Here is a 14,651-nt window from a genome sequence, read left to right on the forward strand (position 1 = left end):
CCGCGTCGCCGAAATGGTTGCCGCAATAGGCGCTGTCGGCAAACACCTCGCCGGGATTGTCGGGTAGAGTATCAGGACCGGCCTTGCCGTCGTTGATGTTGGCGGGCGTGACGGCGATCTCCTCGACCAGGGCCGTATCAGCGTCAGCGCCGACATGGACCTTGAAGCCATGAACAGCCGGTCGGCCCTTATGCTTGACCCAATTGCCCTCTTCATCATCCTGGCTGGCTGAGGCGATGATCGTCGCATCGACAAGAGTACCGGTCTTCACGTGGATCGCCTGGGCCTTGAGCTGGCCGGTGATCTCGTCGACCAGGGTCTTGTCCAGACCATGGGCCACAAGGGCTTTTCGAAAACGTACGAAAGCTGTTCGCTCCGGCGTCGTCTCTTGAGTCGAGAACCCGCAGAACCGCCGGAACGATCCTCTGTCGTCAAGCGCCTCGGCGAGCTTCACGTCGGACAAATCGTACCAGATCGACAGCAGTATCGCCTTGAACAAGGCTATTGGCGGCCAGGCTGGCTCGCCCTTCGCAGCGCAGGAAATCACGTAAAGGCAATGATCGACCGGCACCCAGTCAATCAGCCTGGCAAGCTTATCCAAAGAGCAATGCGGACCGCGATCAACGGCAAAGCCGAACTTTTCCCGACCAATGTGCCGACGTGACATCGCATCCCCCAATCAATTGGCCAGATTGAGGGAATTACAGTTCGACAAGCCAGTCCAGACACCCGCGCACAGGTCTCATAATACCAACGGCGCTCACGATTGACCGGTGTGTGCCCATTCACGCATGCCGATCGATGTTATGGTTGTCGGCTGGTCGACGAGATTTCGCCATGCCTGACAAGCGGCATCGATGATGGCGTCGTAGGTGTCAAAAACCTGATTGGAGAGCCAGTTCTGGCGTAGGTACTGCCAGACGTTTTCGACCGGGTTTAGTTCGGGCGATCGCGAAGGTAGGAAGATCAGCGTCATGTTCTTGGGCACGGCAAGATTGGCCGTGGTGTGCCACCCAGCCCGATCGAGCAGCAGCACTGCATGGGCGCCCCTTTGGACATGCCGGCTGATCTCTTCGATGTGCAGTTGCATGGCGAAGGTATCGGCATAGGGCAGAGCCAGTCCGGCACCCTTCCCTTTGGCCGGACAGATGGCGCCGAACAGATAGGCGTTCTGATAGCGCTGATCAGCAGGTTGTCGGGGACGCGTGCCACGCTTCGCCCACAGGCGGGCGACGCCATTTTTCTGGCCGATGCGGGCCTCGTCCTGGAACCAGATTTCTATCGGCCGGCCCCTGGGAAGGTGGCCAATATGGGCTTTCAGTGCTCGCGGGAAGTTTTTCTAAATGCCGAGATGACCCCGGCATCCTGACCGGGATGTTGAGGCCGCGCGCTCATATGCGAAAAGCCGAGTTTTTTGAGAAACGCACCCTGCGCGTCAGAGCCATCATGTGACCCCGCCGATGATTGAAATTTCAATGGCTTGCTGTGCCGATCGGCACCCAAACCACGCGCCTATTCACACCCGACAAAGGCGACGCAATTTTGAGACCATTCCGGCAGACTTTGCTGGGAGAGCTGGTTAATATATCCGCCCGCCGGAATGGATGGGTTGGTATTGCCCAATGCCTTGACAGTCACTTTGCCGGCCTATGGCACTTCGACGACGTCATATCCGACGCGGGGGAAGTGGATGTTGACTGTGCCCGCACGCGGGTCCGTTCGCTGAATGATGACTTCCTGATTGTCGGCGCCGAGGAGCATGCCTACCACTGGATCGCGTCCGACATCATCGGGAGTTACGGTTACTTTCATGCCTGCCTTGAGGCCTGTAGGGTCGCGGTCAGGATCGATGCTGAGCATAGCCGGAGTTGAGGACCTGGCGACTTCGAGGGCCACCTCGGCATTGATTTCGGTGGGGTTGCCGTAACCCACAGCAGCCACACGGCCTACCCAAGGCAACAAGGACGCTATGTCGAGCCACTGTTGCGCCTCGGCAGGTCCCCACTTGCGGAGGAACCAAATGGATGGATAGGCTGCAAGGTCAGCAGCGCTGATATCGTCACCAAGCATGTAAGGCCGCCCGTCGGCAAGGATGGATTTCAGCCACACCGTGTGCCCCACAAATTGTTGCACGTAACGGTTGAACAGCGGCGCAACCTCCTTTTTGCCCAACAGGTAACCGAAATCCTTCCGTTCAGCGGCAAAATCGTCCGGATACAGGTCGCTGTTGACGTTGGCGATAAACCCGAGGGCAGGCATGAAGACGTAGCGCTCAGCCCACCATGACAGCGCCGTTGCCTCGCCCTCGCTGCCATTCGGAAACAGGCTGGGGGTGGGGACAAGTTCTTCGAGCTTTCGCAGGATCAGATGTGTGTCGCAGTAGATGTCGGCGCCGATCTGCATGACCGGAGCCCGCCGGTAACCACCGGTCAGCGCCACTTGGTCGGGCTTGGGGCTGACAACGGGCACGATCACATGGCGGTAGGAAAGACCCTTCAGACCTAGGGCCAGGCGCGCCTTCTCAGAAAAGGTGGAGAGAGGATAGTGATGCAGGATGATGTCGCTCATGGCATGTGTCCTCAGAGGCCCTGCGGTGCGTTCAGATGCAACAGACCCGCCGACTTTAGGTCGCTCCACAAACTGGCCGGCACGGCTTGACGCATGCGGTCCACGTTCCAATGCAGTTGGTCGAGCGTTGCCATGCCAGGAATGACCGAGACGACGCTGGGATGGAGCAGCGGAAACTGCAGGGCGGCAGTGGCAATCGGCAGGCCGTGCGACCGACAGATGGCTTCGATGACTTTCACCCGCTCGAAGACCTCGGCGGTCGGCGCGCCATAGCCATAGGTTGCGCCTTCGACTGCGCCCCGGGCCAGAATGCCCGAATTGAAGGGCGCGCCTATGACCAGGGACACGCCCTCGCGCTCGCAACGCGGCAGGAAACTGTCGAGCGGGGCCTGCTCCAGCAGGGTGTATCGCGCCGCGAGCAGGAATACGTCCCATTGGCCATGGTCCATGGCGGCGTCGCAGCATTCCCATTCGTTGACGCCCAGGCCGATCGCCTTGACGTCACCATTGCGGCGCAACTCCTCCATGGCTTTGTAGCCGCCATCCATGGCGATTTGGAAATGGCCTTCAAAAGCCTCGCCGTGGGTTTCACGCGAGATATCGTGCATGAACAGGATATCGATACGATCCAAACCCAGCCGCTGCTGGCTGTCCTCGAACGAGCGCATGATGCCCGCGTAGGAATAGTCGTAGTCGGGACGAAATGGACCGGCCTCGGGAAACATCGTCCGGAATGGATGCCAGGTCGGATCGGGGTGCAACAAGCGACCCACCTTGGTGGAAATGACCACGTCGTCGCGGGGGTATTCGCGCAATGCCATCCCGACGCGACGTTCGCTCAACCCGAAGCCATAGACGGGCGCCGTGTCGAAGTAGCGGAAGCCGGCATCCCAGGCGCCGTCGATGACGCTTGCCACGTCGGCGTTGGCCATCGGCGCCATGAGATTGCCGAACGGACCGCCGCCCATGCCGAATGTCGTCACTTCAACGCCGGTGCGGCCGATAATGCGCTTTGCAAATGTCATGGCGTGGCTTTCTGGGATGCAACAGTTGCGTAAGTGGCCGCACGCCCTTCGACGGGATAGCGGGGGTCGTTATAGCCCGGGGTCGAGGGATGGCCGCCCGCGACAAGCGCGTTGAGCAACGCTTCGTCACTGGCGTCGTAGGGATAGTCGAGGCCCCGCAGATAGGCCGTCCACTGCTCGAGAGTGCGCGGACCTGCGAGGACGCTGGTCACGAACCGGTTTGCCAGCAGCCAGCTGATGGCAAAATCGGCGGCGGCAAACCCGCGTTCCCTTGCATGCGCATCCAGTTGCTGGGCGATCGCCAGCGATTCCGGACGCCATTCGGTTTCCATGATGCGGCTGTCGCCGGCACTCGCGCGGGACCCTTCCGGAGCCGGCTGATCGGGCCGATATTTCGCGGTGAGGACGCCGCGAGCGAGCGGACTGTAGCTTACAACGCCAAGCCCATAATGCGCACAGGCGGGCAGCACTTCGACCTCCGGCATGCGATTGAGCGCATTGTAATAGGGCTGACCCGCCACTGGACGCGCCATGCCCATGCGGTCGCAGAGATGGCAGATTTCGGCGATGCGCCAGGCCCGAAAGTTGCTGATGCCGAAATAGCGGATCTTGCCGGCGCGCAGCAGGCTGTCCACGGCCTGCAGGGTTTCCTCGATCGGGGTGTCGTGGTCCTCGACGTGGAGATAAAACAGGTCGATCCAGTCCGTACCCAGTCGTTGCAGACTGGCGTCGCAGGCCATCGACAGCCAGCGCCGCGACAGGCCACGGTCGTTGCGGCCCGGCCCCATCGGGTTGCCCGCCTTGGTGGCTAGGATCCAGTCTGCCCGGTCCTTTCGAATGGTCTGGCCAACCACGGTTTCGGATCCGCCAGCGTTGTACTGGTCGGCGGTATCGATGAAGTTGACGCCGGCCGACTTGGCATGCGCCACGATCCGGGCGGCTTCGGCAGCGTCGGTGCGCCCACCAAACATCATAGTGCCAAGGCATAGGCGGGACACATCGAGGCCGCTGCGCCCCAGTCGTCGATACTGCATCTGCTGGTTTCCGTTCATCGTGCGACCACGTCAAATCCGGCGCGGGGAAAGTGCAGGTGAACCGTGCCGACGCGACCATTGGCCGTGCTGATCACCAGTTCCTGCGCATCGGCACTGACCAGCGTGCCATGCACCGGATCGCGGCCAGTATCGTCAGGCGTGACGGTCACCGTTGTGCCGAGTTCGAGACCGGACGGATCAGCATCAGCGAGAATTACGGTAGTCATCGGCTCGGCCTTACTCGCGACGTCCAGAGCGTCCTGCGCGGTCATTACTTCCGGCCGGCCATGGCCTATGGCCCTCACATGGTCATACCATTGCTCCAGGCCGGCCAGCACAAACCTCCTTTCCGCTTCTGCGCCGCCCTGGTTCTTGAGCAGCCACAATGGCCCATAAGCGGCAAAGTCGAATGCGCTTGGATATTCCCCCATAAGAAAAGGGCGTCCGTCACCCAGCATTTCGGCAAGCCAGCCCAGGTGCGTCGCTCCTTGCTGAAGATGACGGTAAACCACCGGGCCGACATCGGATGGAGCGAGGGGGAAACCGAAGGCTTTGCGCTCGGCAACGAAATCGGGCGGGATAGAATGCCCGACCGTAGTGGCAACTACGCCCAGAGCGTGGGGGAAAATCGACTTGTCGGCCCACCAGACCAGCGCCCTCACCAGCGATGCGTCGCCGTTGGGATAAAGGCTTGGTGACGGATGCAATGTTTCTAGCTTGCGCAGGATCAGCAGCGTGTCACACCAGATATCGGCGCCGATCTGTAACACCGGCGTGCGGCGGTAGCCCCCGGTCAGCGGCAGCAAATCAGGTTTGGGCATGGCGCGCGGAATCGCGACCGATCGATAGCGTAAGCCTTTGAGACCCATCGCCAGCCTTACCCGCTCGGAAAACGTGGACGTCGAATAATGGTGCAGAATGAGCTCTGCCGGATCGCTCATTGGCCGGTTGCCCCGATTGGCTTGTCCTTGGATGGATCGAAGGGAAACATCAGACCAGCCGCCAGGAATCCGCCATCGACGTTGAGCGTATGGCCGGTGATGTAGGAGGCGTCATCCGATGCGAGAAAGACAGCGGCGGAAGCGATTTCGGCCGGTTCACCATAGCGGCGCTGCGGTATCAGGCGATGGTAGGCGTCCACCGTTTCCTGGGTGTGCATGGCCTTGCCGGTTTCGGTCATGATCGGCCCCGGCGCGATCGCATTGACGGTGATGCCGCTGTCGGCGAATTCGACCGCCATGATCTTGTTGAGCACTTCAAGGCCGGCCTTGGAGGCACCATAAGCAGAGCGGCCGACGCCACCCTTTTGACCAGAAAGGGACACGATGTTGATAATCTTGCCGCCGTGGCCCTGCGCGATCATGCGACGCGCGGCTTGCTGGCTGCACAGGAACGCCCCCGTCAGGTTGATGCGGATGATGCGCTCCCATTCATCGAGCGCGATGTCCACGACCAGCCGCGCCACGCCGATGCCAGCATTGTTGACGAGGATGTCGACCTTGCCGAGCCGGCTCGTGGTCTGCTCGAACAGTGCCTCGATCTCCTCAGGTTTTGACACATCCGCGCCGATGGCGATGGCGCTGGTGCCTATGCGGGCGGCGGTGCGGTTTGCCTCATCGATATCGCGATCGGTGATGACGACCAGTGCGCCCTCGCGGGCCATGGCCTCGGCGATCGCACAGCCGATGCCGCGCGCTGAACCGGTGACGACTGCGACCTTGCCTTGGAGTTTCATGATGCTGACTTTCTGATCGGGCCGGCTAGAGCCGCCCGTCCTTGACTTGCGAAAAATAGCTTGGGCCGCCCATCTGGCCGCCCTTGAGCACGACTTCCGTGCCATCGAGCGCGCGTCCAGGCGCGAGGATGCGGCAGAGCGGCGCGCCGGGCGCCAGAGGCGCCACCATTTCGAGCGCATCGAGGCCCAGCAGCTTAATGGCGGTTGTCGACGTATCGCCGCCCGCCACGAGGAAACGCGAAAGCGGGACACGATCCAGCACCTGGGCCAGAATAAGCCCGGCGGCATGCGCCAGCATTCGCCCCCCTTGCAGGCGGCCATCCTGTTTAGACACGCCGAGGCGAGCAAAATGAGCAGCGACCAGCGCTTCGCGCGGGTCATCATTGCCGGTCGAGGAATGAACGACGACGCTTTGCCCGCTTTCAAGCAGCGCCACCGAGCGTGTCACCGCGTCCTGGACTGCCGGTCCATTTTCCCGTTCGGTCAGGATGGCGACGGGGTCGAGTGCGATCTGGTCAAAGCCGTCCCTAACCGACTGGCGAATCTGTGCACCGGTTGCCGGGGAACACGAGCCCGAAATAGCCAAGAGGCGATCGACCGGACGGGCCCTATGAATTACTGCCGCTTCGGGCAGCCTGCGGTCCTCTCGCCAGCGGGCAACCATGGCGTATTGGACGCCCGATGATCCCACCACAAAAAGCGGCGGCGCGCGTAGGGACAGCGTTTCGAGGATCATGCCCACTGCGGCTTCGCCTGCTTCGTCGGCAATGTCGATCAGCAGCGCATCGGGCGATAGCGCCAAGGCTGCATCGAGCGCGGCGATGGCCTTGCCGGAGCTTCCGGCGATGGCCGGCGCGGGGAGCAGGCCGATCGTCAGGCTGGTCTGCAGGCCGATGTGGCGGCGCATGTCGGCCTCGCGCATCGGCGTTGTCGGATGCACGCTCATGGTGGGGTGCCGGTCGATGCGGTGGACCGTATTGTCGACGTTGTGGCGGGCAAACAAGGTCCCGAACAACGAATAACGGCCCAGATTGGGCGCGCCTACGACGATGGGGATCGTCGCCGGACCCAGTATACGCTTGGCGATATCCATGACCCGCCCGAACGATCCGATCGACGGAGACGAGTCAAAGGTCGAGCAGACCTTGTAGTGAAGGATCGGCGCGCCCGTCGCTTTGAGCGCCTCGATCACGCCGGGCATCACCGCTGCCATTTCATCCGGCGTCATGCCGCGGCTCGACCCGGCAATGCCAATCGCCTCGAGCCCCTCGAACCGTGCCAGCAGTTCGGGCGATGGCACGCCAGTAAACAGTAGGGCCTTGAGCCCGGCGGCGGCCAGCGACTCCAGCGCATCGGTCGATCCGGTAAAGTCGTCACCATAAAATGCGATTAGCGGAGCTTTCGCCATGCTCAACCCCTGCCCCGTCCACCGAAAGCCGCCAACGCTTCACGCAATGCTGGCCGCGAGTGGGCATATTCGGTCAAATCAACGCCTTCGACTGCCGCCTGCCATGCTTCCACAAGGCTCTGCACACCCGCTTTAGGACCGGAGGGATGACCGATAATGCCACCGCCGGCGAGAAACATCAGGTCGGTCGATTGCAGCGCCGCATAAGTGGCGGGAGGCTGTGCCGCCGTCTGGCCCGAAGAGAAAACCGGCATGATCGGCTTGCTGCCGGCAAATGGCTCCATGCAGGCCTTGGCCGAAGCGATCACGCTTTCGTCGCCTTCCCAGAATTTGCTTTTGAGCCCGTTGACATGCAACTGATCGATGCCGGCGAGGCGCCAGAGCTTCTGATAGACGCGGAAATCGAGGCCCAGCGCGGGGTCGCGGTTCATCATGCCAAAGCCGTTGCGATGGCCGTGGATCGGCACTTCGGAATGGCGCCGCAGGGCGGTGATGGCTGCCGGACCGGTCCAGTTGACGCTGGCCATGACGCAGGTGCCCCCTTCCCTGACCACCAGATCATGGTGTCGGCGCATCGCGTCGATATCGTCCGAGATATTGAACGCTACCATTACCTTGCGGCCCATGCGGTCGGCGTGGCGGTTGACTACCTTCATCACCGCCTTGACCCGCGCTTCGAGCGGCGCATAGGGCGGGTTGCCCATCAGCTCGTCGTCCTTGATGAAGTCGATGTCTGCAGCGCACAGCGTATCGACGAGGGCCGCCGTGTCCTCTGGCGAAAGCCCGATGCTCGGCTTGATGATGGTGCCGATGACCGGTCGGCCATATACCTGGGTCACCGAGCGCGTTCCGTCCGCGCCAAAAGCAGGGCCCGGAAACTGGGCGGTATATTCGTCGGGAAGATCGAGATCGAGCACCCGCAGGCCGGTCACGTCGCCCAGTTCAAACAGATTGCCAGCAATGGTGGCGTAGAGGTTGGGCAGGTTCGGCCCGACATTGTCGATGGGAAAACTGACCTCAACGATGCCCCGGTGATAAGGTCCGGTGGTGCCCTTTCGATCTGCAAAGGCATTGGGCAAGGACGGAGTCGCGCGATCCTCAAGCAATTCGACAGAAACGACGCGGGCGCGAGAGCGCTGTTTGAGGTCAGCCGTCTCGCCGGGCAACTGCAGGAACGTGCCGGAGGATTGCTCGCCTGCAATGACCTCGGCGGCCTTTTCGATCGGCTCAAAGCTTTCGACCAGATAGCGCGCAGTAAAGTCGCGCCGCCGAGATGCTACTGAACTCATGCTCGTTTCCTCAGGCCGCCTTGCAGGTCAGGCCACCATCGACCGGCAGGCAGACGCCGGTGATATAGTTGGCTTCGTCCGACGCCAGGAACACGGATGCCGCCGCGATGTCCCAGCCAGTGCCCATGCGACCCATGGGCGTCGCGTCATGCCGCGCCTGGGCCATGGCTTCTGGGTCGGCATACTGGCCGCTGATCTGCTGATAGATGAGCGGCGTGTTCATCAGGCCGGGCATGATGGCATTCACCCTTATGCCCTGCCGGGCATATTGCAGAGCCAGCCCGACGGTGAACTGGTTGATGCCGGCCTTGGCGGCATAATAGGCGGAATACGGATATCCGGTGTAGCGGATCGCCGCGATCGAGGAGATGTTGATAATTGCGCCCTTGCCGCGTTCGGCCATGCCGGGCAGCACGTGCTTGCAGGTCAGGAAGGCGCTGGTCAGGTTGACGTTGAGGACCGTGTGCCACTCCGCTTCCGTCAGTTCGACCGGACCGCCCATGATTGTGGTGCCGACATTGTTGTGCAGCACGTCGATGCGGCCATGTTCGGCCATCACCTGGTCTACGACCGCCTTGACCGATTGCGAGTCGGTGACGTCAGCGGCGTAACTGGCCACGCGTCCGCCCAGGGCATGAATGATCGACGCCGTATTGTCGGCCGCCGCCTTGTCACGATCCACGGCAATCAGCGTGGCGCCCTCGCGAGCATAGGCGACAGATGTGGCCTTGCCGTTGCCCCAGCCTTCCCCGACGCTGCCGGCGCCGAACAGGAGGACGATCTTGTTTTCCATCCGGCCACGACCGACCGGTATTTCGGATGAGGATGCGTCGGCGGGCTTGAGTGGAGAGTTCATGGCTGGTCTCAATCTTCGCAAAAAGCTAGCGGACGGATCGGCGAACCCGACCCTTCCTTGATTTTGAGTGGGGTGGCGACGAACAGGCTGCGCAGCGACAGCTTTTCGAGATTGGTCAGCATTTCGATGATCAGGATGCCGTTCGGCAGCCAGTGAGTGGTGTGGCCGGTGGTTTCCTGGCCTACCCCGTCAATCACCGCCATGTCGCAAGCAACAGTATCGCAGCCAATGGCGCGAATGCCGCGCTCCTTGAAATGGATAATGGCGTCTTCGCGGATGCCCGGCGAGTTCTTCACGAACCAGGTACTTTGGCTGTCGGTGCGCCAGTAGCGCTGCATCCAGCCGAAATTGACGAGCGCGATTTCCCCTCGCCCCACCTGCACGCCCCTGGCCTCTTCATAAGCAAGCACCATGTCAAGCGTCAGCAGGTCGCCTGGCTGCAGGTTGTGTTCCGAAAAATCATAAAGCACAGCAGGTGCGATCAGCTTGTCGGCAGGAAAGGTGTCGATTGACATAGCCAGGTCCGGATGAAAGTGCACCGGCGCGTCGACATGGGTTCCGGTATGCTCCGAGATCATCAGATATTGGCAATAGTAGCCGTCGCGTTCGACCTCCCGCGCTTTGTCGATGACCAGGGGTGGGTGCATTGGCCAGTTGGGAATGCCGCGCTCGAGCGTGGGGGAAAGATCGACCATCCGCATACTGCGAAGCGCTGCACCGAGTTGAGAAGCAAGCCCCTGATCATGGGCCGTAAAGGCGCCGGGGTTTAACGACATGGGTAGCTCCAGTAAGGTGAGGGTACAGGATCGCAAATGAGAAGGGCGGCTTGGATAGGTCCACAAGCCGCCCAGCGGATTTAGCTCTTAGCGGCAAACCACCATGGATAATCCTTGGCGGACTGCTCGAGATTATCCTTGCTGACGTTGAAGTTGAGAATCTTGATCCAGGGAATGTCCTTGGCGCCGTTATTGACGACGGCATTGGAAGCGATCGGCTGCCCACTACCAACGGCGACTGCAGCTTTTGCCGCTTCAACGCCCATCTGGTCGAAGGCTGTGAAGTTGGAGAGCGCCATCAAGCCCTCCGTAATTAACTCCTGTGCGCGCGGCTCCGCATCGATGCCGTTGACCCAGACCTTGCCACCAAGCCCCTGAGCCTGCAGTGCCTGGATGGCGCCATAAGCCGTCCCGTCATTGCCGCAGAGCACGACGGCGACATCGTTGTTGTTTTTGGTCAGCGCGTTCTCGACCTGGGCACGCGCGGTGTCCGTGGACCAGTTCTTGTTGAACTGGTCGGACACGAGCTTAATGTCGCCCTTGTCGAGAAAAGGCTGCAGGACGTTGATATAGCCTTGGCGCGTTTCGCGGGCGACGCTGGTGCTTTCTTCGCCAGCGGCGATGATGTAATTGCCGGTCGGGTGTGCCTCGACGGCAGCCTGGGCAATCTTCTCGCCCATTTCGACAGCGTCGCGGCCCAGAAAACAAACTACATCGGCTTGGTCGATGAGGAAGTTGTAGTTGATTACCGGCACGCCCGCAGCCGTAGCCTTGCGAACCAGGCCTGCCGCTGCGTTAGCATTGACCGGCGTCAATACCAGGATGTCGATGCCCTGGGTCAGCATGTTTTCGACCTGACTGGCCTGCAGGGCTTCGTTGGCTTCGGACGATTGCGCAAGCACCTCGATGCCCAGCAAAGCCGCTTCTTTTTCGAAGAAGGCCTGGTCGGCATTGCGCCAGCGCAGTTGGTCGTAGTTCGGCATGATCAGGCCGACTTTGAGCGTCTTGTCTTGGGCGTAAACGGCCTTAAACCCAACCATGGCTGCGAGCAGGGCAGCGGCAGCGCCTCCCAAGACCTGTCGGCGAGTTGCCCCGCCAAGCTCTTTTGCGGCGTATGTATTTTCAGACATGTATTCCTCCCAGGTAGCTTGTTGTTGTCTTTGCGCTTCCGGATTTGGCCGGCAGCTTTGGTATTCAGTCGTCGCCTCGGCTGCCGCGGCCTCGAACGTCGATGTAGACTGCGAACAGCAGGACCAAACCCACGGCGATCGATTGATAGGACGAGGGCAGGTTCATCAGGCTCATGCCGTTCGCGAGGCTTTCCATCAGCAAGGCACCGATCGCCGCGCCCGCTACAGTTCCACGACCGCCCATCAGGCTGGTGCCGCCGATGACCGCCGCCGCGATGACGTTCAGTTCCAGCCCCTGACCGGCAGTGGGTGGAGCGCTGGACAGCCGCGCTACGAGCATGAGCCCGGCCAAACCATAAAGCAGTCCCATGCCGGCAAAAACGATCGTGATGTGCTTGCGAATATCGATGCCGGCGAGCATGGCGGCCTGACGGTTGCCGCCAATCGCATAGAGTCGGCGACCAAACGGCGTGTAGCGCAGGATGCCGCCAGTAATGGCAACCACGGCCAGGACGATAGCGACTGGTAAAGGCAACCCGCGATAGGTCGAGGTGGTGATGATGGCACCCAGCACAACGATGCCTACGGCGATCACCGGCAGCAGCACTAGAATACCAAAAGAAGCCGGTATCCCTGCTGAAACCTGCGCCCGCCACTCGCGCAATTGCAGCAGCGAGAACCCCAGCCACATGGCAAACAGCACGAGGGCGCTGGCAACTGGCGGCAGCGAGGCGTCGGAAATCACCAGGATGTCCATCGATGGAGAAATAGTTTCGGCATTGGTTATGACCAATGACAGTCCACGGATGGCTAGCAGGCTGGCAAGGGTCACGATAAATGATGGCACATGCATCCAGGCAACCCAGAATCCGTGCCAGAGCCCGAGCAGCAGGCCGAAGGTAAGGGTGACAAACACCGTGGGCCAGAAATCGAGCCCGTAGACAGTGCTGGCAAAGGCCGCGACCACCGCCGAAGCGGCCACGGTCGCGCCCAGTGAAAGGTCGATATAACCCGGCACCATGAGCATTACCGCGCCTGCAGCCAGAACGGCCGTGATGGCGACCTGACCAGAAAGATTGGTTAGGTTGCGCGGGCTGAGGAACAAACCGCCCGTCAGCAGTTGCAGCACTAGCCAGATGATGATCAGCACGGCAATCATTGGGATCAGCCGGAAGCGGCTCTGTGACAGGATGGCAGATAGCGTCACTCGGTGTGAGGCTGCAGCACTCGATACACTTGCAGTCTGGGACGTCGTTGTGTTGGACATAGTCATGCGGCAACCTCGCTTTCGCCGTGTTCGCCAGCGGCGTAGAGCATCACCTGTTCTTCGGTGGCCTCGCCGCGTTTCCATTCATGCACAATCTGGCCTTCCCACATCACCAGGACGCGGTCGGCCATGCCCAGCACCTCGGGGAGGTCGGTCGACACGAGCAGAATTGCCTTGCCGGACTGGGACAAGGAGTTGATGAGTTCGTAAAATTCCACGCGGGCGTTGACATCAACGCCGCGCGTTGGCTCCTCGAGCACAAAGATTTCGGGCTCGGTCAGCAGCCATTTGGCAGCCACAACCTTCTGCTGGTTGCCCCCCGACAGCTCGCGTATCGGCTGTTCCGCGGACGTGCATTTGACCCTGAGGTTTGTCGTGTAGCGCCGGATGCTCTGCAGCTCTGACCTACGATTGATAAAACCGCCACGGCTAAACTTGGTCAGCGCCGCCAGTGCCATATTGGCTTCGATAGAGTGCCCGACGATTAACCCATCACGCTTTCGCTCTGCCGGAAGGTAAGCGACGCCATGTCCGATCGCGTCACGCGGGGTTCTGACCCGCACCGGCTTACCCTTGATGCGCATCGTTCCGTCGACCTGTGCGTCATGCGCACCGAAAACCGATCGAGCGACAGTAAAGGCGCCCGAGCCCAGCAATCCAAATAGGCCGACCACCTCGCCGGCTTTGACGGTAAGGTCGACGCCGCGTACGGCGGGCGGACGACCCGGTATGGAATGAGCCGCTGACCATTTGATCAGCTCCAGCAAAGGCTCACCAACGCTTGCGCTGGACTTGGGGTACATTTCGCTGAGATCGCGCCCCACCATTGCCTTGATGACCCGACGCGGCGTGTCACCGCCGGTTTCGGCGACGCGGAAATGATCAACGACGGATCCGTCCCGCATCACAGTTACAACGTTGGCAATGCGCTGAAATTCGTGCAGTCGGTGCGAAATATAGAGTGTGGTCACCCCATGTTGGTTCAGTTCCGCGATACGATCGAACAACAGTTCGGTTTCACGCTCGGTCAGGCTGGCGGTCGGTTCGTCAAGGATCAGAACCTTGACGCCCTGAGTCATGGCCCGAGCGATGCTGATCAACTGCTGTTCGTGCGTCGACAGCTCACCCATACGGGCGACTGGCGATGTATTGAGCTTAAACACGCTAATCCAGTGGGCCGTGTCGGCCCACAACTTCTTGACGTCAACCAGCCCAAAGCGACGTGGTTCGCGGTTGAGATAAAGATATTCCCCGACCCGTAGCTCGGGGACAATATTGAGTTCCTGGGGAACCAGGAAAACCCCGTGGCGCTCGGCGTCGCGGATAGAAGCAAACCGGACTGGCGCCCCGTCAATCTCCAAGAAGCCGTCATACTCGCCGATCACGCCTGACAGGACTTTCATCAGGGTGGACTTGCCAGCGCCGTTCTCGCCGGCGATGGCATGAACGTCACCGGCTTCGAACGTCATGGAGACGCCGCGGAGCGCATGCGCTCCGCCGAATCTCTTATCGACACCAATGACTTTGGCTGCCGGTGCGCGCACGGGGGTTGTCATGTCAGTG

The 14,651-nt window shown here is 61.0% G+C and carries 13 protein-coding genes and 1 pseudogene; all 14 read right to left on the reverse strand.

Annotated elements, in window-relative coordinates; all coding sequences use genetic code 11:
* Positions 1–667 (reverse strand): IS5/IS1182 family transposase (locus WH91_RS08315; protein WP_046170544.1); only part of this gene is annotated, 667 nt, incomplete at its 3' end.
* A 93-nt stretch (positions 668–760) separates the two neighbouring features.
* Positions 761–1,419, reverse strand: a pseudogene (locus WH91_RS08320) (IS630 family transposase); the annotation flags it as partial.
* 228 nt (positions 1,420–1,647) lie between these two features.
* Positions 1,648–2,568 carry a glutathione S-transferase family protein gene (locus WH91_RS08325; RefSeq protein WP_046170546.1) on the reverse strand — a complete coding sequence of 307 codons (921 nt, stop codon included), beginning with the start codon at positions 2,566–2,568 and terminating at the stop codon, positions 1,648–1,650.
* An 11-nt stretch (positions 2,569–2,579) separates the two neighbouring features.
* Positions 2,580–3,593, reverse strand: a complete 1,014-nt coding sequence (locus WH91_RS08330) for an aldo/keto reductase (RefSeq protein WP_046170547.1) — start codon at positions 3,591–3,593, stop codon at positions 2,580–2,582.
* On the reverse strand, positions 3,590–4,627 hold the full coding sequence (locus WH91_RS08335) for an aldo/keto reductase (protein WP_046170548.1): 1,038 nt from the start codon (positions 4,625–4,627) through the stop codon (positions 3,590–3,592). Before WH91_RS08335 ends, WH91_RS08330 begins: the two co-directional genes overlap by 4 nt.
* 14 nt (positions 4,628–4,641) lie before the next feature.
* On the reverse strand, positions 4,642–5,568 hold the full coding sequence (locus tag WH91_RS08340; protein ID WP_046170549.1) for a glutathione S-transferase family protein: 927 nt from the start codon (positions 5,566–5,568) through the stop codon (positions 4,642–4,644).
* Positions 5,565–6,362 carry an SDR family NAD(P)-dependent oxidoreductase gene (locus tag WH91_RS08345; protein WP_046170550.1) on the reverse strand — a complete coding sequence of 266 codons (798 nt, stop codon included), beginning with the start codon at positions 6,360–6,362 and terminating at the stop codon, positions 5,565–5,567. The genes WH91_RS08340 and WH91_RS08345 overlap by 4 nt, the downstream gene beginning before the upstream one ends.
* Positions 6,363–6,387: 25 nt before the next feature.
* Positions 6,388–7,770 (reverse strand): four-carbon acid sugar kinase family protein, encoded by a 1,383-nt coding sequence (locus tag WH91_RS08350; RefSeq protein WP_046170551.1) that lies wholly within the window; start codon positions 7,768–7,770, stop codon positions 6,388–6,390.
* A 2-nt stretch (positions 7,771–7,772) separates the two neighbouring features.
* Complete coding sequence (locus WH91_RS08355; protein WP_046170552.1) at positions 7,773–9,059, reverse strand: ribulose-bisphosphate carboxylase large subunit family protein; 1,287 nt, start codon at positions 9,057–9,059, stop codon at positions 7,773–7,775.
* Between the two features lie 10 nt (positions 9,060–9,069).
* On the reverse strand, positions 9,070–9,915 hold the full coding sequence (locus WH91_RS08360) for an SDR family NAD(P)-dependent oxidoreductase (protein WP_046170553.1): 846 nt from the start codon (positions 9,913–9,915) through the stop codon (positions 9,070–9,072).
* Positions 9,916–9,923: 8 nt separating this feature from the next.
* Positions 9,924–10,757: a cyclase family protein gene (locus tag WH91_RS08365; RefSeq protein WP_144408357.1), complete on the reverse strand. Its 834-nt coding sequence runs from the start codon at positions 10,755–10,757 to the stop codon at positions 9,924–9,926.
* A gap of 14 nt (positions 10,758–10,771) precedes the next feature.
* Complete coding sequence (locus tag WH91_RS08370; protein WP_052952683.1) at positions 10,772–11,821, reverse strand: sugar ABC transporter substrate-binding protein; 1,050 nt, start codon at positions 11,819–11,821, stop codon at positions 10,772–10,774.
* Positions 11,822–11,885: 64 nt separating this feature from the next.
* A complete protein-coding gene (locus WH91_RS08375) occupies positions 11,886–13,094 on the reverse strand; it encodes a sugar ABC transporter permease (protein ID WP_074797149.1) in 1,209 nt (402 codons plus the stop codon).
* Positions 13,091–14,644 (reverse strand): sugar ABC transporter ATP-binding protein, encoded by a 1,554-nt coding sequence (locus WH91_RS08380; RefSeq protein ID WP_046170556.1) that lies wholly within the window; start codon positions 14,642–14,644, stop codon positions 13,091–13,093. Before WH91_RS08380 ends, WH91_RS08375 begins: the two co-directional genes overlap by 4 nt.
* Between the last annotated feature and the right edge of the window lie 7 nt (positions 14,645–14,651).

This window comes from Devosia psychrophila (assembly GCF_000971275.1).
Lineage (GTDB): Bacteria > Pseudomonadota > Alphaproteobacteria > Rhizobiales > Devosiaceae > Devosia > Devosia psychrophila.